Origin of the sequence: Pseudolactococcus plantarum, assembly GCF_002441715.1 — a bacterium.
Classification (GTDB): domain Bacteria; phylum Bacillota; class Bacilli; order Lactobacillales; family Streptococcaceae; genus Pseudolactococcus; species Pseudolactococcus plantarum.
On record NZ_JXJX01000001.1, the window covers coordinates 93716 to 115748 of the forward strand.

Annotated in this window: 25 protein-coding genes and 1 pseudogene; 19 read left to right on the forward strand and 7 right to left on the reverse strand. The window is 36.3% G+C overall.

Annotation, left to right across the window (positions count from 1 at the left end; translation table 11 throughout):
- Positions 1 to 18 precede the first annotated feature (18 nt).
- The 14 genes from dnaJ to RU87_RS00505 all read left to right on the forward strand — a co-directional run bounded on the left by dnaJ (position 19) and on the right by RU87_RS00505 (position 10899).
- The gene (dnaJ, locus tag RU87_RS00440; protein WP_068159824.1) at positions 19 to 1158 is read left to right on the forward strand and encodes a molecular chaperone DnaJ; all 1140 of its coding nucleotides are present in this window, start codon (positions 19 to 21) and stop codon (positions 1156 to 1158) included.
- Positions 1159 to 1370: 212 nt separating this feature from the next.
- Positions 1371 to 1817, forward strand: coding sequence for a MarR family winged helix-turn-helix transcriptional regulator (locus tag RU87_RS00445; RefSeq protein ID WP_068159821.1), 447 nt, complete (start codon positions 1371 to 1373; stop codon positions 1815 to 1817).
- A 110-nt stretch (positions 1818 to 1927) separates the two neighbouring features.
- Positions 1928 to 3310, forward strand: coding sequence for an MFS transporter (locus tag RU87_RS00450; RefSeq protein WP_068159816.1), 1383 nt, complete (start codon positions 1928 to 1930; stop codon positions 3308 to 3310).
- Positions 3311 to 3428: 118 nt separating this feature from the next.
- Complete coding sequence (locus RU87_RS00455; RefSeq protein WP_068159813.1) at positions 3429 to 3626, forward strand: CsbD family protein; 198 nt, start codon at positions 3429 to 3431, stop codon at positions 3624 to 3626.
- A gap of 94 nt (positions 3627 to 3720) precedes the next feature.
- Positions 3721 to 4248: a YqeG family HAD IIIA-type phosphatase gene (locus tag RU87_RS00460; protein ID WP_068159810.1), complete on the forward strand. Its 528-nt coding sequence runs from the start codon at positions 3721 to 3723 to the stop codon at positions 4246 to 4248.
- Positions 4230 to 5357 carry a ribosome biogenesis GTPase YqeH gene (gene yqeH, locus RU87_RS00465; protein ID WP_068159807.1) on the forward strand — a complete coding sequence of 376 codons (1128 nt, stop codon included), beginning with the start codon at positions 4230 to 4232 and terminating at the stop codon, positions 5355 to 5357. Before RU87_RS00460 ends, yqeH begins: the two co-directional genes overlap by 19 nt.
- A 47-nt stretch (positions 5358 to 5404) precedes the next feature.
- On the forward strand, positions 5405 to 5713 hold the full coding sequence (gene yhbY, locus RU87_RS00470; RefSeq protein WP_068159804.1) for a ribosome assembly RNA-binding protein YhbY: 309 nt from the start codon (positions 5405 to 5407) through the stop codon (positions 5711 to 5713).
- A gap of 119 nt (positions 5714 to 5832) precedes the next feature.
- Positions 5833 to 6435, forward strand: coding sequence for a nicotinate-nucleotide adenylyltransferase (locus tag RU87_RS00475; RefSeq protein WP_068159801.1), 603 nt, complete (start codon positions 5833 to 5835; stop codon positions 6433 to 6435).
- Positions 6425 to 7036: a bis(5'-nucleosyl)-tetraphosphatase (symmetrical) YqeK gene (gene yqeK / locus RU87_RS00480; protein WP_068159799.1), complete on the forward strand. Its 612-nt coding sequence runs from the start codon at positions 6425 to 6427 to the stop codon at positions 7034 to 7036. Before RU87_RS00475 ends, yqeK begins: the two co-directional genes overlap by 11 nt.
- A 41-nt stretch (positions 7037 to 7077) precedes the next feature.
- The gene (gene rsfS, locus RU87_RS00485; RefSeq protein WP_068159795.1) at positions 7078 to 7434 is read left to right on the forward strand and encodes a ribosome silencing factor; all 357 of its coding nucleotides are present in this window, start codon (positions 7078 to 7080) and stop codon (positions 7432 to 7434) included.
- A 16-nt stretch (positions 7435 to 7450) separates the two neighbouring features.
- Positions 7451 to 8203 carry a class I SAM-dependent DNA methyltransferase gene (locus tag RU87_RS00490; RefSeq protein WP_068159793.1) on the forward strand — a complete coding sequence of 251 codons (753 nt, stop codon included), beginning with the start codon at positions 7451 to 7453 and terminating at the stop codon, positions 8201 to 8203.
- 97 nt (positions 8204 to 8300) lie between these two features.
- Positions 8301 to 8933, forward strand: coding sequence for a hypothetical protein (locus RU87_RS00495; protein ID WP_068159789.1), 633 nt, complete (start codon positions 8301 to 8303; stop codon positions 8931 to 8933).
- A complete protein-coding gene (locus tag RU87_RS00500; protein ID WP_068159785.1) occupies positions 8930 to 10018 on the forward strand; it encodes a nucleotidyltransferase in 1089 nt (362 codons plus the stop codon). Before RU87_RS00495 ends, RU87_RS00500 begins: the two co-directional genes overlap by 4 nt.
- Positions 10019 to 10182: 164 nt before the next feature.
- Positions 10183 to 10899: a YebC/PmpR family DNA-binding transcriptional regulator gene (locus tag RU87_RS00505; RefSeq protein WP_068159782.1), complete on the forward strand. Its 717-nt coding sequence runs from the start codon at positions 10183 to 10185 to the stop codon at positions 10897 to 10899.
- 120 nt (positions 10900 to 11019) lie between these two features.
- Here RU87_RS00505 and RU87_RS00510 read toward each other — a convergent pair whose 3' ends face one another.
- Complete coding sequence (locus RU87_RS00510) at positions 11020 to 13062, reverse strand: alpha/beta hydrolase (RefSeq protein ID WP_068159778.1); 2043 nt, start codon at positions 13060 to 13062, stop codon at positions 11020 to 11022.
- Between the two features lie 496 nt (positions 13063 to 13558).
- Positions 13559 to 13783: a UTRA domain-containing protein gene (locus RU87_RS09915; protein WP_082782106.1), complete on the reverse strand. Its 225-nt coding sequence runs from the start codon at positions 13781 to 13783 to the stop codon at positions 13559 to 13561.
- Here RU87_RS09915 and RU87_RS09950 point away from each other — a divergent pair.
- Positions 13747 to 13915 (forward strand): annotated as a pseudogene (locus RU87_RS09950) (IS3 family transposase); the annotation flags it as partial. The gene RU87_RS09915 and the pseudogene RU87_RS09950 sit on opposite strands and share 37 nt — an antisense overlap.
- A 73-nt stretch (positions 13916 to 13988) precedes the next feature.
- Here the strand turns inward: RU87_RS09950 and RU87_RS09560 are convergent.
- The 3 genes from RU87_RS09560 to RU87_RS00530 form a co-directional block, all read right to left on the reverse strand.
- Entirely contained in the window at positions 13989 to 14378 is a 390-nt protein-coding gene (locus RU87_RS09560; RefSeq protein WP_143471349.1) for a hypothetical protein, read from the reverse strand.
- Positions 14379 to 14429: 51 nt separating this feature from the next.
- Complete coding sequence (locus RU87_RS00525; protein ID WP_167373815.1) at positions 14430 to 14996, reverse strand: hypothetical protein; 567 nt, start codon at positions 14994 to 14996, stop codon at positions 14430 to 14432.
- 508 nt (positions 14997 to 15504) lie between these two features.
- A complete protein-coding gene (locus RU87_RS00530; protein ID WP_068159772.1) occupies positions 15505 to 16857 on the reverse strand; it encodes an MFS transporter in 1353 nt (450 codons plus the stop codon).
- Positions 16858 to 17109: 252 nt separating this feature from the next.
- Between RU87_RS00530 and RU87_RS00535 the strand changes: the two genes are divergently transcribed.
- From RU87_RS00535 to RU87_RS00550, 4 genes are all read left to right on the forward strand, one after another.
- Complete coding sequence (locus RU87_RS00535) at positions 17110 to 18219, forward strand: ArsR/SmtB family transcription factor (protein ID WP_068159769.1); 1110 nt, start codon at positions 17110 to 17112, stop codon at positions 18217 to 18219.
- 504 nt (positions 18220 to 18723) lie between these two features.
- A complete protein-coding gene (locus tag RU87_RS00540) occupies positions 18724 to 19005 on the forward strand; it encodes a hypothetical protein (RefSeq protein ID WP_068159767.1) in 282 nt (93 codons plus the stop codon).
- A gap of 136 nt (positions 19006 to 19141) precedes the next feature.
- Positions 19142 to 19318 carry a 30S ribosomal protein S21 gene (gene rpsU, locus RU87_RS00545; RefSeq protein ID WP_003137442.1) on the forward strand — a complete coding sequence of 59 codons (177 nt, stop codon included), beginning with the start codon at positions 19142 to 19144 and terminating at the stop codon, positions 19316 to 19318.
- A gap of 200 nt (positions 19319 to 19518) precedes the next feature.
- Entirely contained in the window at positions 19519 to 20715 is a 1197-nt protein-coding gene (locus RU87_RS00550) for a phosphoglycerate kinase (protein WP_068159764.1), read from the forward strand.
- A 100-nt stretch (positions 20716 to 20815) separates the two neighbouring features.
- Here RU87_RS00550 and RU87_RS00555 read toward each other — a convergent pair whose 3' ends face one another.
- Positions 20816 to 21370, reverse strand: a complete 555-nt coding sequence (locus RU87_RS00555; protein WP_068159760.1) for an ECF transporter S component — start codon at positions 21368 to 21370, stop codon at positions 20816 to 20818.
- Positions 21371 to 21373: 3 nt separating this feature from the next.
- Positions 21374 to 21847: an S-ribosylhomocysteine lyase gene (locus RU87_RS00560; RefSeq protein WP_068159758.1), complete on the reverse strand. Its 474-nt coding sequence runs from the start codon at positions 21845 to 21847 to the stop codon at positions 21374 to 21376.
- Between the last annotated feature and the right edge of the window lie 186 nt (positions 21848 to 22033).

The following is a 22033-nucleotide window of genomic DNA, read 5'->3' on the forward strand; positions in this document are numbered from 1 at the left end:
AGATAAAAGAGGTTTTTGATGAATAACACAGAATATTATGAGCGTCTAGGGGTTAGCAAATCTGCTAGTCAAGATGAAATAAAAAAAGCATACCGTAAACTATCGAAACAATATCATCCAGATATTAACAAGGAAGCGAGCGCAGAGGAGAAGTATAAAGAAATACAAGAAGCCTATGAAACATTAGGTGATCCACAAACGCGTGCTGCTTATGACCAGTATGGGTCAGCTGGTGCTAATGGCGGCGGTTTTGGCGGTGGCGCAGGTGGCTTTAGCGGATTCGGTGGCGCAGGCGGTTTTGGTGGTTTTGACGACATTTTCTCATCATTTTTCGGTGGTGGTGGTGCACAAAGCAATCCGACAGCACCACGTCAGGGAGATGATTTACAATATCGTATCAATCTTACTTTTGAAGAGGCGATATTTGGCGTTGAAAAAGAAATTAGCTATAACCGTGAACAGGCTTGTCATACCTGTCATGGAGATGGTGCTAAACCAGGTACTAAAGTCGAAACATGTCATAAATGTGGTGGCCATGGTCAAGTGCAAGTCGCGCGTGATACACCACTAGGTCGTGTGATGACAACAGCAACTTGTGATGTTTGTCATGGTACTGGTAAAGAAATTAAAGAAAAATGTCCAACATGTCATGGGACAGGTCACGAAAGACAAGTCCATAAGATTAAAGTGACTGTACCAGCAGGCGTTGAAACTGGTCAACAAATGCGTATGAATGGTGGCGGAGATGCAGGTAAAAATGACGGCCCTTATGGCGATCTTTATGTCATTTTTAATGTTGCAGCTTCTAAGCAATTTGAACGTGATGGTTCAGAAATATTTTATGAAATGCCTTTAGAGTTTGTGCAAGCCGCTCTTGGTGATGAGGTTGAAATTCCGACAGTACATGGTGCTGTTAAGTTGAAGATCCCAGCGGGTACACAAACAGGACAAAACTTCAGATTACGCGGTAAAGGTGCACCTAAACTAAGAGGTACGGGCAATGGAGATCAACATGTGATCGTCAATATCGTGACACCGAAAAAACTAAACGAAGCACAAAAGGATGCCTTAAAAGCTTTTGCTAAAGCAAGTGGGCAAACTGTGTCAAGTCAAAAACCAGAGGGCTTTTTTGACAAATTGAAAAAAGAATTTAAGTGATATCGATGCTTAGCAGGATGGTGATAGTCTGTTTACATCATCTAGTAGAGATAGAAACTATTTTTAGCTATAAGGCTGAGTTAAGCTAAGGATATTATAATGAATTCATTCCTAAAATATCTTTTCATAAAACTCCTTTAAAACCTTTATCACATTTAATGTGATAAAGGTTTTATTATTTTGTATGATAAAGTTTATGTTATACTGTTGATATGGAAAAATCAGAACAAATTATGGTCGGTATCACAGACTTTAATCATAAATTATTATTGTCTCGTAAACCAATTATGGAGCGTGTATTATCAGGTTTTAGTCTATCAGAGATTTCGTTGATTGAGTATATTGCTAGCTATCCAGAGACAAATGTCACTCAGATAGCCGCTGCATTATATATGACCCGTGGTGCAATCAGTAAACTAACGAAAAAGTTAGAGAGCAGAGGGATACTTAACTCATATCAAAAAAATGATAATAAAAAAGAGATTCATTTTACTTTAACTGTGGCTGGACAAGAGGTTGAAGACCGGCATCGCAAGTTACATCAGACCTTTATTTCCAATGATAAACCAGTTTTCCAGTCATTTTCTGATGAAGAATTAGATATTGTGATTAGATTTTTAAATTGTTACAATCAGCATCTGGACCAAGAATTAAAATAAGGCTGAAAGGTCTTTATTTTTTTTTAGTTTATTTTTGTTGACAAAGAAACAAAAATAAACTAAACTAATGATGTTGACAAGGAAACAAAAAAAGTAAATGGTTGGTTTAAATGAAAAAACAAAAACAAGAACAAAAATTGCCCTCTGAGATGATGACAGTAGCCTGGGCAATTACCCTAGCAGGTGTAGCACCAATGTTGGATGCTACCATGATGAATGTAGCAATCAAACCATTAACTCATGCTTTTTCATCAACTTTATTGACTGTACAGTGGGGGATGACAGGTTATGTTTTAATGCTTGCAATCGCAACACCTATCTCTGGTTGGTTAATGGACCGATTTGATGGAAAAAAAGTATTGATTTCCTCTATCATTGCTTTTGGCATGACGTCTGTATTAGCTGGGATGAGTTTTGAAATACGGGTTTTTATTGCTTGCCGATTGTTACAAGGGTTTAGTGCAGGTTTAATTATGCCAATCATGTCTACTTTGCTTGTGAAAATTGCAGGACCACAAAATATCGCTCGAGTCATCGCAATTGTCACAACTCCTATGATATTTGGTCCAATATTTGGCCCAGTTTTAGGGGGGGTTATTATTTATTATAGTTCTTGGCGTTGGTTGTTTTTTATTAATGTATTTATTGTAGGGATTACAATAGCTCTACTTTCTAGATCTTTACCGCATTTTACACCTTTCAATCCTACTAAAAGATTAGATGTAGTTGGTATTACCTTGTTAGGTGGTATGAGTTTTACTTTAGTTTTAGGCATGTCTAGACTAGTCGGCCCCAACACTCTTAGCTTCAATCTTTACCTATTAGCTAGTGTATTGATGTTGATAAGCTATGTTGTTTATGATATAAAACGGAGTCACCAAACAGTTCTACCACTTTCTCTTTTCCATCATAGGCAATTTAGTGTAACAAGTGTTGGGTTATTTTTTGCAAATATAGCAATTATAGGTCCTATGCTAATTTTGGCCTTGTTTTTCCAAAATATGTTACATTTGTCAATGATTCGATCTGCTTTAGCCTTGATTCCACAAGGACTAGGCATGTTGATAACCAGGCCTTATATTGGCCGGGTGGTTGCTTATATGGGTGCGAAGCGTGTTGTATTATTGAGTATTATGATTGGCATTATCGGTTCGATCCCTCTGGTACTGATGACAGCAGAAACTAATTTATTTTGGTTAGCTATTTCACTTTTCATTCGTGGAATGAGCGTAGGTGGTATTATGGTGTCGCTATCAAGTGAAGCTTACACAGGATTATCTGATAGGGAATTGCCTTCAGCTAGTGTGGGTATCACGATGATAGAGAATTTAGGTTCAAGTTTTGGGACAGCTTTAGTAGCCATGATTACATCTGCCATGATGATCAAAAACGACTTAATTTTGAGTTTTCATACGGTATTTTTGATCTCTATGATGATCCTTGCTGGGATTAGCTTTCCGACAGTTTACTTATCCAAGAAAAGTATTAACTAAGATAGATTTCAAGTTTGTTGTAAACTATAAACTATTGAACTTAAGATTAAATCTTTTTACTTGTATATGATAAATAAATGTGGTTAAATGAAGTTATAAAAGAAAAGGAGCACTTACAATGGTAGATAACGGACTTAAAGATACACTTAAAGGTAAAGCAAAAGATGTCGCTGGTACTGTTACAGGTGACGACAAGAAAAAAGCAGAAGGTATGCTAGATCAAGCAATTGGTAAAGTTAAAGAAGTTGCTGCTGATGCCAAAGAAAAAGCCGAAGATGTTATTGATGATGTCAAAGAAAAATTTGACAAGAAATAACACTAACGAAAAATGTTAGGTAATTTCCTAGCATTTTTTTCATAGGATAAAAGCACATCAGACTATGATGTGCTTTTATGTTATAATAAGAAGCATGAGCATTGAAAATTATAAACCAGATTTTTTGTTACAAGCTGTTTATCAGCTGGATGCTGAAAGTTTGAAGCGGCATCAAATTCATGCTGTTTTAGTAGATTTAGATAATACATTAACTGCATGGAATAATCGAGAAGGTACAGATGAGATGCGTGCTTGGCTTGAGGAGATGAAAGCGACAAATATTAAAGTTGTCGTCGTGTCCAACAATAATTATGCACGGGTTAAGCGAGCAGTCGAACGCTTTGATGTTGCGTTTATTAGTCGTGCAATGAAACCATTTGATACTGGCATCAAAAAAGCATTGACATTAGTAGATGAAAAACCAGAACATGTGATCATGGTTGGTGATCAGCTCATGACAGATATACGGGCAGCTAAACGTGCGGGGATACGTAGTGTCTTAGTCAAGCCCCTTGTCGAATCAGATGCATGGAATACAAAAGTAAATCGTGCACGCGAACGTCGTGTGTGGCGGAAATTGATAGAAAAATATGGAGAACCTGAGTGGCAGAACGCGATTTAGCAGTAGAAGAGTTACGCTGTATTGGCTGTGGTGTACAAATACAGACGACAGAGAAAGAGGGTTTAGGCTACACCCCTAAATCAGCTTTAGAAAAAGGTCTTGAGACTGGAGAATTATACTGTCAGCGGTGTTTTCGTCTCCGCCATTACAATGAGATCGCAAGTGTCAATATCAGTGATGATGAATTTTTAAGATTATTGAGCGAAGTTGGAGAAACAGATGCATTAGTCGTTAATGTCATTGATATTTTTGACTTTAATGGCTCGGTGATACCTGGTCTTTCTCGATTTGTTTCAGACAATGATATCTTATTGGTTGGGAATAAGCGTGATATTTTACCAAAAGCGGTTAAATCAAGTAAGGTCAAAAACTGGTTGCGAGAACGTGCACATGAAGCAGGTTTACGTCCTGTTGATATTGTCCTCACAAGTGCACATCATAAAGATGATGTATCAGAGTTGATGTTAGAGATCGAAAAATATCGTCATGGTCGTGATGTCTACGTTGTTGGTGTGACAAATGTTGGTAAATCAACTTTGATTAACGCCATTATCAAACACGCCACAGGTGATAGTGATGTCATCACAACGAGTCGCTTCCCAGGGACAACACTAGACAAGATAGAGATTCCGTTAGATGACGGTAGTTATATCGTAGATACCCCAGGGATTATTCATAGACATCAGATGGCACATTTTGTAGGGCCAGATGATTTAAAATTAGTTAGTCCTAAAAAGGAAATCAAACCAAAAACCTACCAATTAAATGCTGGTCAAACCTTGTTTATGGGCGGTCTAGCTAGATTTGATTATCTTCAGGGTGACAAACAAGGAATGACAGGATTTTTCGATAATCATCTTAATATCCACAGAACCAAGCTTGATGGTGCAGATGCTTTTTATGATAAACACAAAGGTGGCCTACTTGCACCACCACACGCGGATGATTTAGCGACGTTTCCAAAACTCGTTCGTAAAGAGTTCTCAATCAAAGAAAAATCAGATATTGTATTTTCTGGTCTGGGCTGGATTCGTGTCATGAATCATGGTGTTGTTGCGGCATGGGTACCTGAGGGTGTTGATGTCTTAATCCGAAAAGCATTGGTATAACAGACCGATACAATAGTTTAGCGCAAGGCGCATACAGAAAGAATAAAATGGAATTAACAGGAAAACAAAAACGCTACCTTCGCGCGCAAGCGCATCATTTGACACCGATTGTACAAATCGGAAAAGGTGGCTTAACAAATGAAATCAAAACTAGCATTCGTAATGCCTTAGATGCACGTGAACTGATTAAAGTCACAATTTTACAAAACTCTGACGCTGATATTGATGATGTGGCAGCAGAAATAGAAGAAATGTCTTTTGATGTTGTTCAAAAAATTGGCCGTATTTTGGTTGTATTCAAGGTAGCTGAAAAACGTGAAAATCGCAAGATTTCCCTTGACGTAAAAGCTATTTAACGCAATCATTAGCGTTACCGTGCTGACCAGCTGAGTTGATCGGCGTAGGTATTTGGACGTTTCGTGATAAAAATGTCCTGATGCTGTTTGATTAATCGTACATCAATAAAGGAGAGGTTATGGGAATTGAACTGCTGACACCCTATACTAAAGTTGAACTTGATTCGCAGCAGACAAAAAAACGAAAACAAATTGGTCTTTTTCTTGGAAAATTTGCACCGATTCATGTCGCACATCTTGTGATTGCTGATCAAGTACGCCGAGAGTTAAACCTTGAGCGTGTCCTTTTTATGCCAGAGTTTGATGATAAAAAAGGGACAATCATTAGTCTATTATCACGTGCCTTAAAAGGATATGACGGGTTTGGTATCGATAGGTCGAGACTGAATAATCGTGCGCAAACCTTGATTGAAACAATGCGTGAGCTAACTGAAAATCATCAAGATACTGATTTTTATTTTATAATGGGTAGCGATATGGTCGGATATCTTTCACAACACGAGGATGCGGTAGCCTTAGCCGAATTAGTGCAGCTAGTTGGTGTGCAAAGACCAGGATTTAGAACAGGTACTTCTCTGCCTATTTTATGGGTGGATGTCCCACAGATAGCTATCTCGTCTACAGGGTTAAGAGAGATGATGCATCAAGGCATTACACCCCAATTTTTGATACCTGATGCAGTACTTGAATTTATCAAAGAACGGAGTTTATATGGTCTTTGAAGCAAACATAGGAGCACCTATTAATCGAGATGACTTACTAGAGAAGCTATCGGCAAATTTATCAGAAAAGCGATTTTTACATGTACAAAATGTCGCAGCAACAGCAAAAAAATTAGCTGAGCATTGGGGCTATTTAGCTGTTGAGAAAGCTGAGTTAGCTGGTTTACTACATGATTATGCTAAAGAAGAAACAGACGAAACCTTTAAGGACTTGATCCATAAATACAAACTTGATCCGGCATTACTGGAGTGGAATAATAATATTTGGCATGGTGTCGTTGGGATTTATAAGATACAAGAAGATTTTGGTATCACTGATCCTGAACTATTGCGGGCAATAGAAATCCATACAATCGGTAGTTCTGAGATGGGTTTGCTGGATAAGATTTTATATGTTGCGGATTATATCGAGGATAGTAGGTCCTTTGAGGGTGTAGAGACAGCAAGATCACTAGCTTATGAAGATTTAGATGCTGCTGTTGCTTATGAAACGCTACATACCGTTTTATTTCTTGCGCAAAAACAGGTTCAGATATACCCACAAACGATTATAACTTATAATGCGTATGTAGATAAGTTGCGCACAAAAAATAGGAGTTAGCTTATATTTCATAAGCTTAATATAGAAAGACAAATAATAGAATGACAGAACAAAATGTACTAGAAACAGTAGTAAAAGCTGCTGATGCTAAAAAAGCGATTGGGATTATAGCACTTGATATGAGAGAAGTGAGTGGGGTTATGGATACCCTGGTTGTGATGGAGGGGATGAATGCCCGCCAGATCGATGCTATCGTAGATAATATTACAGAGGCCATCAAAAAAGATGGTGGTGATATTCACGGTGTAGAAGGGTCAGGAGCAGATGGTTGGGTTTTAATTGACTTGATTGATACTGTAATCAACGTCATGAACAACGACTCAAGGTTGACTTATGCTTTAGAAAGATTATGGCATGATGCACCAGAAATTGACCTTAACTCATGGGTAACTGACTAGATAGAAAAAGAGAAAAATGGATAATTATCAAGAATTTGCGCGAGTTTATGATACGATTATGGATGATGAGCTGTATAATGCTTGGCATCAATTTTCACGTGATCATTTGCCGCCACAGACACATGATATTTTGGAGCTTGCCTGTGGGACTGGAAAATTGTCTATCAAGTTTGCTAAAGATGGCTATGCTGTGACTGGTCTTGATTTGTCAGAAGAGATGTTAACAATCGCTTATAATCGTGCCTTGGAAGAATTAGAAGATGCTGTAGGCATCGGATTTATCGAAGGTGATATGCGAGATTTGAGTAACGTTGGGACCTATGATGCGGTAACGTGCTATAGCGACAGTATCTGTTATATGCCTGATCGTAAAGCAGTGCAAGAAGTTTTTGATGGCGTATGGAATTGCCTTAATCCAGATGGTATTTTTATTTTTGATGTGCATAGTGTACATCAAGTTGATCGTGTTTTTCCAGGCTATGCTTATCATGAAAATGAAGAAGAATTTGCCTTTATCTGGGATTCTTTTCCAGGAGAAAAATCGCATAGTATCACGCATGAATTAACGTTTTTTGTTAAGGATGCAGAAGGTAAATTTGAACGGCGTGATGAAGTGCATGAGGAGCGGACGTATTCGATCGATAATTATTTGACCATGTTAGATAACGCAGGGTTTGTGAATATCAGTGTTCATGCTGATTTTAAGGATACGATACCTACGGAATCAGATGAGAGTGCGCGTTGGTTCTTTATTGCGCATAAAGGATAATATGTTGAGCTTAGCTAAAATCATGTTATACTGGGGTTAAGAGTTTATCATATAATTGATTACTAAATCATAAAAGGATAAAAGAGAGGAGAAGAAGATGAGTTATTGGTTTTTAATCGTGTTAATCGGTATTGTTGGTTATCTAGTACAAAATACAAAATTTATTAAGATACCAGGATGGCTACAGGTTATCTTTTGGTTGATTATGCTCAGTTTGGTATCCAAAATATCTGATACATTAACAGGTATCTTGTTTATCGGATTGATTGTTTGGTGGTTGATCAGGCGTAAAAACTGTAAAAGAAAACGTGATCAACTAGCAGAAGCGTCAACAAATGCTGATCAAGGATTTCCATATGACGTTCCTGAAGATCCGATTAAACGCTATGCTTCTACACCAAATAGGCAAGCTGCTTTAGCTGAACTCAAGAGTTCTCCTAAAGAGTTAGTCAAATACATTCATCAAGAAATCGATACGTTTTTCATGAATGAATGGGCTAAAATGTCTGCTATCTATTCTGATCAAAAAGGGCAATTTGATGAAGATGTTCGCGATAATGCGGGCCATCAAATGCGTGAAATTTTAGATGCCATATTTGCTAAATTTGCTAAACAACAACGTGCAGCTTTAGCTGAAAAACAGTCTATTAATGAAGAATTAAAAGGCAAACATAAAGAAGAGATTGATATTGCCATGCAGGTTTATGAAAAGTGGCAGGATAAGTCATGATTTCAGGTGTTATTGCTGAATTCAACCCGTTTCATAATGGTCATCGCTATCTTTTGTCTCAAGCTTCAGGTTTGAAGATTGTCTTGATGAGTGGTAACTGGATGCAGCGTGGAGAACCTGCAATTGTAGATAAATGGGTACGTGCAAAAATGGCTTTAGAAAATGGCGCTGACATTGTTTGTGAGCTGCCTTTTTTTGCAAGTGTCCAAAGTGCTGATTATTTTGCTAGATATGCGATTGAGCTGTTAGTTGATCTTGGTATTAATCAGCTTGTTTTTGGCACTGATACCACAAGTGTTGATTATCAAGGCCTAAAGCACTTATATCAGACACAAGAAAAAGAGATGCAAGCATTTTTAGCTACTTTACCAGATCATTTGTCTTATCCTCAAAAAACACAAAAAATGTGGGAGAAATTTACAGGTATACACTTTGATGGTGAGACACCTAACCATATTTTAGGTCTTGCTTATACCAAGGCTATTGCGAGTATTTGTCCACAAATAACCTTACAAGCTGTCACACGAGTGGGTGCTGGATTTCATGATCAAGCATTGTCTTCATTTGCTTCTGCAACAGCGATTCGAGCACATGTTGGTCAAGATTTGTCTGATGTGATGCCAAGTTTTGAATTGTTTCAATCAGCACCAAAAGTGACTTGGTCGGCTTATTTTGCTTTACTGCAGTACAAGTTAACGTCATCTAGTATCATAGAATTAATAGATATTTTCCAAGTTAATGAAGAGCTTGCTGTCAGGTTAAAGAGAGAGATAAAACGTGTGCATACGATAGATGACTTGGTAAATCAAGTAGCAACCAAGCGCTATACAAAAGCACGTGTGAGAAGGATATTAACCTATATTTTGGTTAATGTCAGCCATAAGCAAGCTTTTGTAAAGCCAAAACCACATATTCTAGGCTTTTCAGAATCGGGTCAAGCTCATCTCAAGAAGTTTGATGTCGTGACAAAAGTGGGTAAAAGTTATGAAGATAGCTTGACACTACAAGCTGATGAAATCTACAAGTTGGGGAATCCTAATTTAGCAGAGCAAAACTTTGGGCGCAGACCGATTATCATCAAATAGCGTTTCTAGGCGGTACTGGTATCCTGTAAACCAGTTTACAATGATAGCAAGCGTGGTGATGTGCTATAAGCTGAACAATTTTTTAGTCATCACCAAACAATCACAAAAAAATATGATAAAATAGTATAGAATAATCATCAAGGGATTAGAAAGAAGGCAATATAATGGGACGCAAATGGGCGAATATCGTTGCAAAAAAAACAGCAAAAGATGGTGCAAACTCGAAAGTTTACGCTAAATTCGGTGTAGAAATCTATGCAGCGGCTAAGCAAGGTGATCCAGATCCTGAGTCAAATACAAAACTTAAATTTACGATTGAACGTGCTAAACAAGCACAAGTGCCGCGTCATATTATTGATAAGGCTATCGATAAAGCTAAAGGTAGTAGTGATGAAACCTTTACAGAAGGACGTTACGAAGGATTTGGTCCTAATGGCTCGATGGTCATCGTTGACACATTGACAACAAATGTTAACCGGACTGCTGCTAATGTTCGTGCTGCCTATAATAAAAATGGTGGTAACTTTGGTGCTTCAGGTTCTGTATCTTACTTATTTGATCAAACAGGTGTTATCGGATTTAGTGGCAACACTGTCGATGAGATTTTTGAATATCTTTTAGATAAAGAAATCGATGTACGTGATGTTGAACAACAAGAAGATCAAGTCATTGTCTATACTGAACCAGAAGCCCTACACAAAGCAATTGCAGCATTACGTGAGTATGGCATATCAGAATTTAGTGTATCAGAACTTGAGATGATACCACAGAGTGAGGTAGAATTATCTGCTGAGGATTTGGAAACGTTTGAAAAACTGATTGATGCTTTGGAAGATGATGAAGACGTTCAAAAAGTCTATCATAACGTATCAGACTTCTAAAAATCTAGTCATCATAATGCGTGCATATGTAAAGCGAAAAAAGAAACAGTGACGTGTCACTGTTTCTTTTTTGTATGATAAAAAATTATCTATTGACAACTTTTATCTTGGGATGAGTGTTTATTGGAACACAACAACTCTAGATTCGCTCTTATTTCCTTTGATGTCAACATTAAAAATGTGGTATAAACTAGCTTGTGCTTTGGTTAAGTCCAAGCTAAATTCTCCTTTGTTGTTTGTGTTTTTTTCTAGAAGGAGCTTTCCTTCTTGGTTTTCAATGACTATTTTTGTATTAGCTTCTCCTCTACCAGAAATGTTTATTGTGTTACCTTTTTTAGTAATATTAGTAATGTTGACGCCTGTTGGAGGTGTTCTATCAGTATTCACTAATTTTACTTCATTAAGAGTCGTGTGAGAGTGGTGTGTTAAATCGTAAAAAGGATTGTGTCCTAATTTAGCACCGATTTTGACTTTGACTGCTTTATTTTCGCTTGCTGTATATTGTAGTGATTTAGAGGTGGTTTGATCACCTTTTAAGATATCTTCTTTTTTAACAGTGTCTATACCATACAAAACATTTGGATAAGTGAAGGCAGCATTTGTTTCATTTTTAGCATTAAAGCTTAGTTCATAAGTTTGTCCTGAAATAAGAGGAACATTTTGTCCTACCAGACCATCATTATAACTGTCGGCAGTATAGAACCGAATGCCATTATTATATTGTGCTGCGGTTACAACTTGTTTTGTGCCAGATTTTTTCAAGATAAATTCTGAGTAGCTATTTCGTTCAAGTGGATTTGTTAAAAATCCACTGTTATCGAAGTTAGTACTTGTTTCCCAGTTGGTAAAGTTCGTTGCATTAAATGTAAAAGTAGGGTTTTGTAATAAGTTTACATCAGGTGCAACTACTGGCATTTTAGTATTTAAATTATAGACAGTTTTGATAAAGGAACGAACTGTTTCTGTATAGCGTGTATAATCAGTTACAAAAGATAACGCGTGTGCTGCTCCTGGGACGCTCAGACGTTCTTTATATCCAATTGCGTTGCCATATAATTTATTTTGTGCAATAGGTGGGATGAAGCTATCAGCTTCACCGTGGATAAATAATTTTGGAATACCTGTTTTTGACACACTATCAAAAGGAGAGACATCATATAAATTGAATTTTAAAATAGGTTTAACTTTTTGTTCATTTAGTTTATCAATCAGTTGTCCTTCTTTTTGATACCAGTCAGTCCAATTTAAAACAGGAATATATTCGAAATACCGTGTTAGTAGATGAAGGGTATCTCTTAATTGTTGTGCTAGACTATCATAACCACAGTCTTCAATGTATGCTTTGACATTGGGATTTGGTATAGTTTGTGACAACATAGTTGTTGCAGCACCCATAGAGACACCAGCTAAGATAATATCTCGACTAGGATTTAACTCTGCTTCTTGATTAATCCATTTATTTAAGTCGTCTTTTTCATAATAACCAAAAGTAATATATTGTCCTTCACTACTATTATGAGAACGGGTATCTGGCAATAAGACATTATACCCTTCATCAGAGTAGAACTTGACCATGTCTAACATCCCAGTCATGGGAGCGCGGTAGCCATTATGAAGAATGATTGTTTTGTTTGATCCGTTGTCAATATAATTGGCTTGCAATAATATATTTTTTTGAGTTGGTGCATCTAATACGGTTAGTGTTCTCTTTGATTTATTTGTTAAAGCATTAAACCAATCAATATAAGTCGTATCTGCGACACCGTTAGATGATAATATATTTGAGATCTGATTGAATAATGGATTATCCCTTTTAAATGCAAAATTAAAAGCTAAATCAACGATTGCATTATCAATCAGATCACCAGCTAAAGCTCTATTTTTTAGATTTGCTTTTTTATTTACATAATCTTCTATACTATCAACAATAATTTGTTCATCTTTAGGGAGCGCTTTTCTATCTGATGCAGATTTTTTGGTAAATGTATCTTTTGGAATTGTATCCTCTAGAGTTTTAGATGTTTTTGTCTTTTGTTTGTCGTTAACGACATAAACGCCATCTTTTACCTCAAAGTAATTTGTTGAAGCTGCTGCAGCAACAGGTATCGCTGATTGACTGATCAGGCAGCCTAATAATAAGCAACTTAATACTGTTTTTTTCATTTTATTCCCCTCTATTCTAACTTATGTCCTGCTAAAATCATTTTCTCTCTGATTTACTAACTGATAGCTTACGCGTAACATATTATCTCTGTATAAAATCTCCTCCTTTATCATCTTGATTACATCAACTCTGTTATCTCGCGTCTGAACTTTATTATGGTAATTTGTAAAGTTGACCATAGTATGGGCAAACCCAATAGTTGGCAGATATTGACTAGTTGAAATGAGATCGGGATGCTAGTTCCGTTACCTGTTTAAATGGTATCGGTAATAACATATCTAACCTTCGTTAATTAAATGATCTGATTTTATTATATATTAAAATGTAAGTAAAATCAAATAATTTGACAATTTAAGCGATGATGTGTTTTGAAAAAAGTTAGCGTTCGAGATGATGCCTGATTTATTGACAGGTTTTCATAAAATAAAAAAACGATCTTTTATAATCGTTAGTAGGTTCAGGTACATGAAAAACTGTTTGTTTCATTAGGTTTGATTAACTTTGTAGGAAGAATTGTGCGTGTTTATAGTGATAAAAATTTTTGGTAAAATAAAAAGGTTCGCCGTTATTTGTGTAATAAATTTCTTCCATTATGAGTACGGGAGACCCTTTTTCCACATTTAAAAAACTAGATATTTCACTATTTGTTTTATTGATGCTAATATATTTATCTGAAAATCCTATCCGTGAGTCATCAAGGAAACTGCCATTATACTTCAGTCATGGAGAACTTTTTCGTTTTATTCAAACAAGAAGTTTATTACAGTCGAGTCTTTAGTTTATTTGAAACGTTAGCACAACACGGACCGAGTTAATCAGAGATTGAACTGGAAGTTGCCAGCCCAATCTTAACTGTCGTTACCAAATTAACAAAAAAATCAAGTACGAATACTTGATTTTAAAAGTCTCTATTTTGGGGGTCACACTACTTAACTATTATCTGTTCTTGATGGGGGATGAGCTGCTCTAGTATTAACTTGATAAAATAAATTGTGATTAAAAATACAGCAAAAATCATTGGAATAAAAGTTCTGATACCAGAGATATAAATCGTTGGACTTAATGATAATAACATCTTAGTCGCTACACCACCGATCAGTAGTGTGAACACAATTATTCTGTCTCGATAAGTTGTTAAGACAGTCCATGTCATGAGCATAATACCTATAAATAGCATAAGCATGGCTAAATCAGGAAATGTCGTCGCAATAGAGTGTCCCGTGGCTGATAAGACATTACCTTTTGTATCTTTAGGGAATGTATCATATATTATTTTTATTTTAGATGCGGGGGTCCAAAGTTGAAGATAAGGCAATACAATGATTAAAATAATAGTGCTTAGTCCGATGGTTTGATGAAGTGTTTTTCAAATGATTGAAAAAATTAATATACTGATTAACATTAAGATGAAAAATAAACTAACTGACCCATTAAAAAGTAAATCATAGGACATCTTAATAAAGCCCATATCTAATTTTCTTAACAGATTTATAGATTGAAACTCGGGAAATCTGACATTGGTTTCGACTGCGTTTCGTATGGCATTACCTGGTGATAATTTAGCAGATAAGATGCCACCTATTGATAGGATAAAGAAAGGGACATACTTTAAGACTGATAATTTTTGATAAATTTGATAGCCGATTGCTACTGAGAAAATGATAAGTCCCAATAAAGCAAATTGTTCTTGTTGAATCGCAAATAAAAAAGCTAAAAGTTGTAGGATATAGGTCTTTGTGACTTGCTTAAAGATAAGTAAAACATAGGCCATTAAACACATTGGTACATAGTAGTTTGCCATCGTAGCAATGATACCAGCACCTTCAAATAACAGATTAATAGGAAAAAAGAATAATGCAAGTATTGCAATGATTATTTTATATTGGTGATATCGGCTATCGTTAAATCCTAGTAATTGAATGATGGCGTACATGAATAAAAAACTAAGACAAAACATTAATAAAAGAAACTGTATAGCATGTACGCTAAAATAAGCAGTGATTGCTTCAATTAAAAATCGACTACTCCAATTTTTATATCGAAATACGGCAAATGATAAGTAATGATAATTAAAAGATTTAATATCACTTTTAAATTGTAGTGCATCACCTGATCTCAAAGGTGAACTCATAATATAGATACTCATGAGTAAACTGAACATAAACGGTATGCTATTTTTTTTGATTAATGTCTTCATTAGCTAAGCAAATATTTCTTTCATTAGAATAAGATGTATTTTATATTTCAATAATTAATTATATCACATAATAATAAGAAATAAATGAGTGTATGTTAAGGTAGTTGATATTTTTGATAAACCTAATCTGTTTGTTCATCGATGTCACGCATAATAGATTAGCTTCCTCATATCAATACAATTATGCTAATGACAGGAGATCAAGTCAGAGTTGAAATGGTACTTCACTTTATCTTCTAAACACCTATTTATCCTGAAATGTCAGGCTAATCGTGCTCATGATTGCTAATGCTAGGATACCTATCAGCCAGCCAATTGTCATATTATCTACTTTAGAAAAATTGACTGATAGAATCAGTCCGCCTATACTCGCACCGATAGCAATCCCCATGTTTTGCAGCATCCTTTGAAGAGAACTAATTTCTCCTTGGATTGTATTTGGTACAGCGCTAGTGATTAAAGCAATATTTGCTGGTTGAAAACATCCACCACCAACCCCATAGAGTAGCAGAAAAAGTGTCACTAGATAAGGGGTTAAGAAATGATGACACAAGAATAATAAGAGAAAAGATAGTCCCATCAGTAGTAGACCAAGGCTGACAAATTGTTTACTTTTTGTGCCATTGTTATGTTTACTGCTGATTCTTGAGAAAATAACAAGACCGATAGGTGTACCAAGGATAAATAGCCCTGCCATACCATAGTTGACACCTAGTATTTTTTCGAGAAGAAAAGGTGGAAATAAAAAGATGAGTGCGGATGTAAATCCAAAAGTAGTCGTTTGTAATAAGAATAACCCTAAACCAGGACTGTTTTGATAGACGTTTAGGTTGAGTAATCCTTGATTTTTTTGTTTTTCGATTTTCAGTAACAGAACGAGTAGTATTAGTGCTGTTATGAGTAATAAGCTGCCTACTGCCAGATTAGTTTGGATGATAGATAGGCCAGAAAGTAACGTGAGGATTGTCCCAGAAATGAATGCAGCACCTAAGCTATCGATTTTTTGACTCTGTCTTGTTTCCTCTTTGATATGTTTTAATAAATAAGCATTTACCATCAGTGAAACGATGATAATGGGAACATTAATCCAAAAAATCCATCGCCAACTCCCCATAAATAGTAGCACTCCGCCAACAGTTGGCCCCAAAACAGGTCCAAGACCTATAGCAATGCCTAAAGTACCTATGGCTGCTTGGAGATGCTTTTTATCGATATGTGTTGTGATTAAGGCGATGGCAGTTGCTTGGACTCCAGCTGCACCGATACCTTGAATAATTCTAAAGCATATCAATGCGTTGATATTAGTAGCGTACCCTGCTAATAGAGAACTGAGACCAAATATCGTCAGACCAAACATCGAGATTTTTAGTTTTCCGATTTGATCACTTAGCACGCCCAGTAGCATAATGACAGCTGCTAATGTCATGGTGTAACCCGAGATACTCAGTGTGGTAATCGTAGGTGTCGTGTGAAAATATTTGGTGAGAAAGGGCAAAGCGATAGTCATGATACCAGTATCAAGTGTGGAGAGAAACATGCCGGTACAAGCTAGAAAAATAATCAGAGAGTTGAAAGAGATGATTTTATTTTTTTGCATGATTCACCTCTAGACTAATTATCAAACTGATTAACGCTTCTTTTTGGCCGGTCATCTTGCTCAAGCATGATTTTTGGAGTGACTGTCTCTCTATTTTGCTAAACTGAAAGAGATTTAGTTTGTTGTCTACATGTTTTTGATTCATATCTTTATGCCTTACCTATTTATTATATATCTCTAACATACGCTTTTTTAGGGAAAAGCGATATAATAAAAGCAACGATTGCTCAATTATTCAATCAAGGAGATATGATGTCAATAAAAGTAAACTTCGAGAATTTTACTACACAAAGTGAAGAAACATTAATGCAGAGGGTCCAGTTTGTCTACTCACCACTTAATGAACTTTTTCGTTCCTTACATATCCTACTTAATCCAAGACATCATGGGCTACATATGAAATGGATTGTGGATACGCAACAAAAGATGACCAAAGCATTATATCAAGAGCTACGTTATTTTCAGCTGTTTTATGAATTAGGCACACCCACTGCTTTTTTGCCTAGTCGTGAGTATGTCATCACTACTTTAGATAATGAGCTGTTGCTGCTTGAAAAGACACTGCATACTATGTCAGGAAAAGAAGTGGCTAAAATCTTAACTCAAGTGAGTGAAAATAGAGAAAGTCACTTTATTCCAGAATTGGCCAAAGGGATAGAATGGGGGGAGTTTCAGTTAGTTGATAGTGAAAACATTATCTCAGATATTTTACAAGATGCACCTAGTGTTTATAAACGCTTTATGCAATTTTTGACACTATATAAACAGACTATTTTTAATCCGTATTGGGAAGAAAAGCATATTGATAGGGTACTTTTATCAGAAATAGAAGCCGCTAGCCAAGCGATGCATAATTTTGGCTTTTCAACGTTTATCAATCAACTTCAAATCGAGCGAATCAAGTTTCAAGATAATCAGTTGGTCATCTTAAAACCATTTGAGGAGCAGATTCGATTTACAAATGCTGATGCCTTACTTTTTGCGCCAAGTTATTTCACTTATCCACATCTTTTTGCTGAGAAGTTTGCCAAGGGATTGTTTATCACCTATGATTGTCTTAATCGTCAACATAAAAAAATAGATACCGCACAACTTAGTAAAATTTTCTTTGCTTTAAGTGATCCTGTCAGAATTGATATCGTGTCATATCTCTATGAAGAAAAAAATACGACACAGGCCTTGGCACAGATTTTATCTTATACACCTTCAAATATATCTAAACAACTGAAACTTTTAAAAATAGCGGGGCTCGTGGTAGGTGAAAAGCAAGGTAAGTTTGTTTTTTATACACCAACTCCCTTGTTAGCAAAAGTACTACCAAGTTTTAAAGACATGGTATCAACTGAAGCAAGGGATTCGTAATCTTTTGGGAACCATGGTGTTCTTTTTCCTCTAAAATGAAAACGTTTGCGTTTTTAATTTTTTGTGCTAGTATAGGTTTAGGTGGTTTTTTATGAAAAAGATAAAATTATTCATTTAAGGTATTTTGTCCATAGTGATTTGTCTGACCTTTAAATTAGAGAGCATCAGCTGATGACCTAATTACGTATGCTGATGAATCTCGTCATGAACAAATGGATAGCGCTACTATTAGATTGAGAACTGGTGGATATATCGCAAAAAATCATAGACGGACAAATTATAAGGTGTTAACTAATTGGGCCTTTAGTTATCGCCATGAAGTACGTATACCTTATACTGGGATTTATAATACTTACAAAGTGTACAGTAGAAAGGTCTCTTATCGTGCAACATATGATTTATATGATAAATATTCAGGGAACTTTATTCGACGTGTCTCCCAAGATATTACAAGTCATGAGAGTAAGATGGTTCTAGAAACATGACTAGGAAAAGAGGTTAGCTATGAGTAACTTGACATCTAGTATGCTTTATTTTATTTTTTTGAGTCTTTATTATTATCTACCTCGAGCAATTTTAGTAAGGACAACAAATGTCATAGATAGTTTGATTAATGCCAGACAAAGCATCGCTTTAGGACTCAGTCTGATTTTTGTTGGGGTATATCTCCTACAATACGTCGCGAAACGATTTAAAAAAGTTAACTTGTCTTTACTACTCATGAGTTATTATGGTGTATATGTTATCGGTGCTATTGTCACGTTTATTGTGATTGGATTTAAGTGAGTGGGTATCTATCAGGGGTGTTTAAATCCTAAATTTAAAAGTTGTTGTCTAGAGGACTTGACTTTTACTGAAAACATGGTAAACTAGCATGGTATGCTTTTGGCATAACTACGAAACGGAAAAGAGGTGAAATCCTATGTCACAAACAATCGTACGCAAAAACGAATCGCTTGACGACGCGCTTCGCCGCTTTAAACGTTCAGTTACAAAAGCTGGAACACTTCAAGAAGCTCGTAAACGTGAGCATTACGAAAAACCTTCTGTAAAACGTAAACGTAAATCAGAAGCAGCACGTAAACGTAAAAAATTCTAATGACTAGAATATAAAGGTAACCCATTTGGGTTGCCTTTTTTTGATGTGAGTTGTTGAAGTAAAAAGCTGAGTATCAAACAGTCTATACCACTATGATAAGTGCTTAAAACCGTAATAATTCTTGTCACGGTTCTTGATTTTGTGATATAATGAACCATGTAGTGTTATATCATACAAAATTTAATGGAGGCAACACCAAAATGGCTAAACTTACAGTAAAAGACGTTGAGTTAAAAGGAAAAAAAGTACTCGTACGTGTGGACTTTAACGTTCCTTTGAAAGATGGCGTGATTACAAACGATAATCGTATCACTGCTGCTCTGCCAACAATTAACTATATCCTTGAACAAGGCGGACGTGCAATTCTTTTCTCTCACCTTGGACGTGTAAAAGAAGAAGCTGATAAAGCTGGTAAATCACTTGCACCAGTTGCAAAAGCATTGTCTGAAAAACTTGGTAAAGAAGTTGTATTTACTGGTACAACACGTGGTGCTGAATTAGAAGCTGCAATCGCAGCACTTAAAGACGGTGAAATCTTACTTGTTGAAAATACACGTTTTGAAGACATCGATGGTAAAAAAGAATCTAAAAACGATCCTGAACTTGGTAAATACTGGGCTAGTCTTGGCGAAGGTATCTTTGTAAACGACGCTTTTGGTACAGCTCACCGTGCACATGCATCAAACGTTGGTATCTCTGCAAACGTTGATAAAGCAGTAGCTGGTTTCTTACTTGAAAACGAAATTGCTTACATCCAAGAAGCAGTTGAAGCGCCAGAACGTCCATTTGTTGCCATCCTTGGTGGTTCAAAAGTTTCAGATAAAATCGGTGTTATCGAAAACCTTTTATCAAAAGCTGATAAAGTAATTATCGGTGGTGGTATGGCTTATACATTCTTGAAAGCACAAGGATACGAAATCGGTACATCACTTGTTGAAGATGACAAACTTGATCTTGCTAAAGAATTACTTGAAAAAGCAGCAGGTAAATTAATCTTGCCACTTGACCATAAAGTTGCTAACGCTTTTGCTGGTTATACTGAAGTTAAAGAAACTGCTGATCAAAACATTCCTGAAGGCTTCATGGGTCTTGACGTAGCAAGCAAAACAATTGCTGACTACAACACACAACTTGAAGGTGCTAAAACAGTTGTTTGGAATGGTCCAGTTGGTGTATTTGAAAACCCTGATTTCCAAGCTGGTACAGTTGGTTTGATGGAAGCTATCGTTAAACAACCAGGTGTTAAATCAATCATCGGTGGTGGTGATTCTGCAGCAGCGGCAATCAATCTTGGTTATGCTGATAAATTCTCATGGATCTCTACTGGTGGTGGTGCTTCTATGGAACTTCTTGAAGGTAAAGTATTGCCAGGTTTGGCTTCACTTACTGAAAAATAATCAAATAAAAACTGTTTACGGTCTCAAATTTGAGCTATAAACAGTTTTTTTATATGACATAATAAAAAAATTAGGATTTTGGTCCTAATTTTTTTGATTGCTATTTATCGTTTTTGAATATGGCGAGCGGATAAACTTTATTAACCGCGCGTGCGATAAACATGGCGATATTAAAATCAATTAGAGAGTGAATAAAGCCACCAACACTTAATATTAAAAGAAGTGAGCCTAGATTTCTACCATCAAGATGCGTAAAGCCAACAGTTAGTAAGAGATACACGATGGCAGTCTCAGCTAAGGTATGGATGAGTGCAATCACAACATTAAATACTTGAAATTTAACACCATGCGTATATTCTCTATGCTTCCAAAGGAAAGTTGAGCCTATCAAGGCAAAAATAACATGTGTTGCTGCACGAAACGTAATTTCGATAGGTAAACCAGAAATTAAGAAACCGAGTGCTGAGCCTAGTGAGACGACAACGGCTGCGAGTGGTGAAATCAACATGGCGATCATGATCGGAACATGGCTTGCGAGCGTAAAGCTAGCAGGTGGGATGACGATTTTAGGCATGACTTGCGGGATAAGGATGGCAAGTGCTGTTAATAATGCAGTAGTACTCAAAAGGCTAAGGCGAGCTCGGGTCTTAGTCATAGTTTAAACAACCTTTCTAACAAATGCGTCTGATGATATACCACGTTCAAGAATGAGGTTACACCATTCTTTTGCAGTCCATAAAGAGTGATCACGGTAATTACCACAAGATTCGATAGTTGTACCAGGGACATCAGACCATTCGATTTCAGTAGCGATTGCTTCAAGAGAAGATTTGATTACTTTAGCAATCGTTTCAGAATCGTGATCTCCCCACATGATCATGTGGAAACCTGTCCGACAACCAAATGGTGAAAAATCAATCAAGCCATCGATACGATCGCGAATCAGGCTAGCCATCAAATGCTCAATCGTATGTAAACCGCCTGTTGGAATTTCTTGTTCATTAGGCTGTACTAAACGCACATCAAAATTAGTGATGATATCACCTTTTGGTCCAGTTTCTGCACCAATTAAACGAACGTAAGGAGCTAAGACCTTTGTGTGATCAAGCTGAAAAGATTCTACTTCTGCCATGATATTCCTCCATTTCTTTATGCTTCATTATACTCCATGAACCCAATAATATCAAGGGATTATGGTGTTATCTAGGTAATTATGATTTATTAAAAAGTATGATAGTTTATTGGAGGAATAGTGAATTTAGGACTATAACATCAAAGTAAGTAATTTTGGCATGTCGGTAGACATTAATTTGCCCTC

Excerpts from the sequence above, each read along its gene's own strand:
- dnaJ (WP_068159824.1), top strand. The coding sequence starts at position 19 with ATGAATAACACAGAATATTATGAGCGTCTAGGGGTTAGCAAATCTGCT.
- RU87_RS00445 (WP_068159821.1), top strand. The coding sequence starts at position 1,371 with ATGGAAAAATCAGAACAAATTATGGTCGGTATCACAGACTTTAATCAT.
- RU87_RS00450 (WP_068159816.1), top strand. The coding sequence starts at position 1,928 with ATGAAAAAACAAAAACAAGAACAAAAATTGCCCTCTGAGATGATGACA.
- RU87_RS00455 (WP_068159813.1), top strand. The coding sequence starts at position 3,429 with ATGGTAGATAACGGACTTAAAGATACACTTAAAGGTAAAGCAAAAGAT.
- RU87_RS00460 (WP_068159810.1), top strand. The coding sequence starts at position 3,721 with ATGAGCATTGAAAATTATAAACCAGATTTTTTGTTACAAGCTGTTTAT.
- yhbY (WP_068159804.1), top strand. The coding sequence starts at position 5,405 with ATGGAATTAACAGGAAAACAAAAACGCTACCTTCGCGCGCAAGCGCAT.
- RU87_RS00475 (WP_068159801.1), top strand. The coding sequence starts at position 5,833 with ATGGGAATTGAACTGCTGACACCCTATACTAAAGTTGAACTTGATTCG.
- yqeK (WP_068159799.1), top strand. The coding sequence starts at position 6,425 with ATGGTCTTTGAAGCAAACATAGGAGCACCTATTAATCGAGATGACTTA.
- rsfS (WP_068159795.1), top strand. The coding sequence starts at position 7,078 with ATGACAGAACAAAATGTACTAGAAACAGTAGTAAAAGCTGCTGATGCT.
- RU87_RS00490 (WP_068159793.1), top strand. The coding sequence starts at position 7,451 with ATGGATAATTATCAAGAATTTGCGCGAGTTTATGATACGATTATGGAT.
- RU87_RS00495 (WP_068159789.1), top strand. The coding sequence starts at position 8,301 with ATGAGTTATTGGTTTTTAATCGTGTTAATCGGTATTGTTGGTTATCTA.
- RU87_RS00500 (WP_068159785.1), top strand. The coding sequence starts at position 8,930 with ATGATTTCAGGTGTTATTGCTGAATTCAACCCGTTTCATAATGGTCAT.
- RU87_RS00505 (WP_068159782.1), top strand. The coding sequence starts at position 10,183 with ATGGGACGCAAATGGGCGAATATCGTTGCAAAAAAAACAGCAAAAGAT.
- RU87_RS00510 (WP_068159778.1), bottom strand. The coding sequence starts at position 13,062 with ATGAAAAAAACAGTATTAAGTTGCTTATTATTAGGCTGCCTGATCAGT.
- RU87_RS00525 (WP_167373815.1), bottom strand. The coding sequence starts at position 14,996 with ATGTACGCCATCATTCAATTACTAGGATTTAACGATAGCCGATATCAC.
- RU87_RS00530 (WP_068159772.1), bottom strand. The coding sequence starts at position 16,857 with ATGCAAAAAAATAAAATCATCTCTTTCAACTCTCTGATTATTTTTCTA.
- RU87_RS00535 (WP_068159769.1), top strand. The coding sequence starts at position 17,110 with ATGTCAATAAAAGTAAACTTCGAGAATTTTACTACACAAAGTGAAGAA.
- RU87_RS00540 (WP_068159767.1), top strand. The coding sequence starts at position 18,724 with ATGAGTAACTTGACATCTAGTATGCTTTATTTTATTTTTTTGAGTCTT.
- rpsU (WP_003137442.1), top strand. The coding sequence starts at position 19,142 with ATGTCACAAACAATCGTACGCAAAAACGAATCGCTTGACGACGCGCTT.
- RU87_RS00550 (WP_068159764.1), top strand. The coding sequence starts at position 19,519 with ATGGCTAAACTTACAGTAAAAGACGTTGAGTTAAAAGGAAAAAAAGTA.
- RU87_RS00555 (WP_068159760.1), bottom strand. The coding sequence starts at position 21,370 with ATGACTAAGACCCGAGCTCGCCTTAGCCTTTTGAGTACTACTGCATTA.
- RU87_RS00560 (WP_068159758.1), bottom strand. The coding sequence starts at position 21,847 with ATGGCAGAAGTAGAATCTTTTCAGCTTGATCACACAAAGGTCTTAGCT.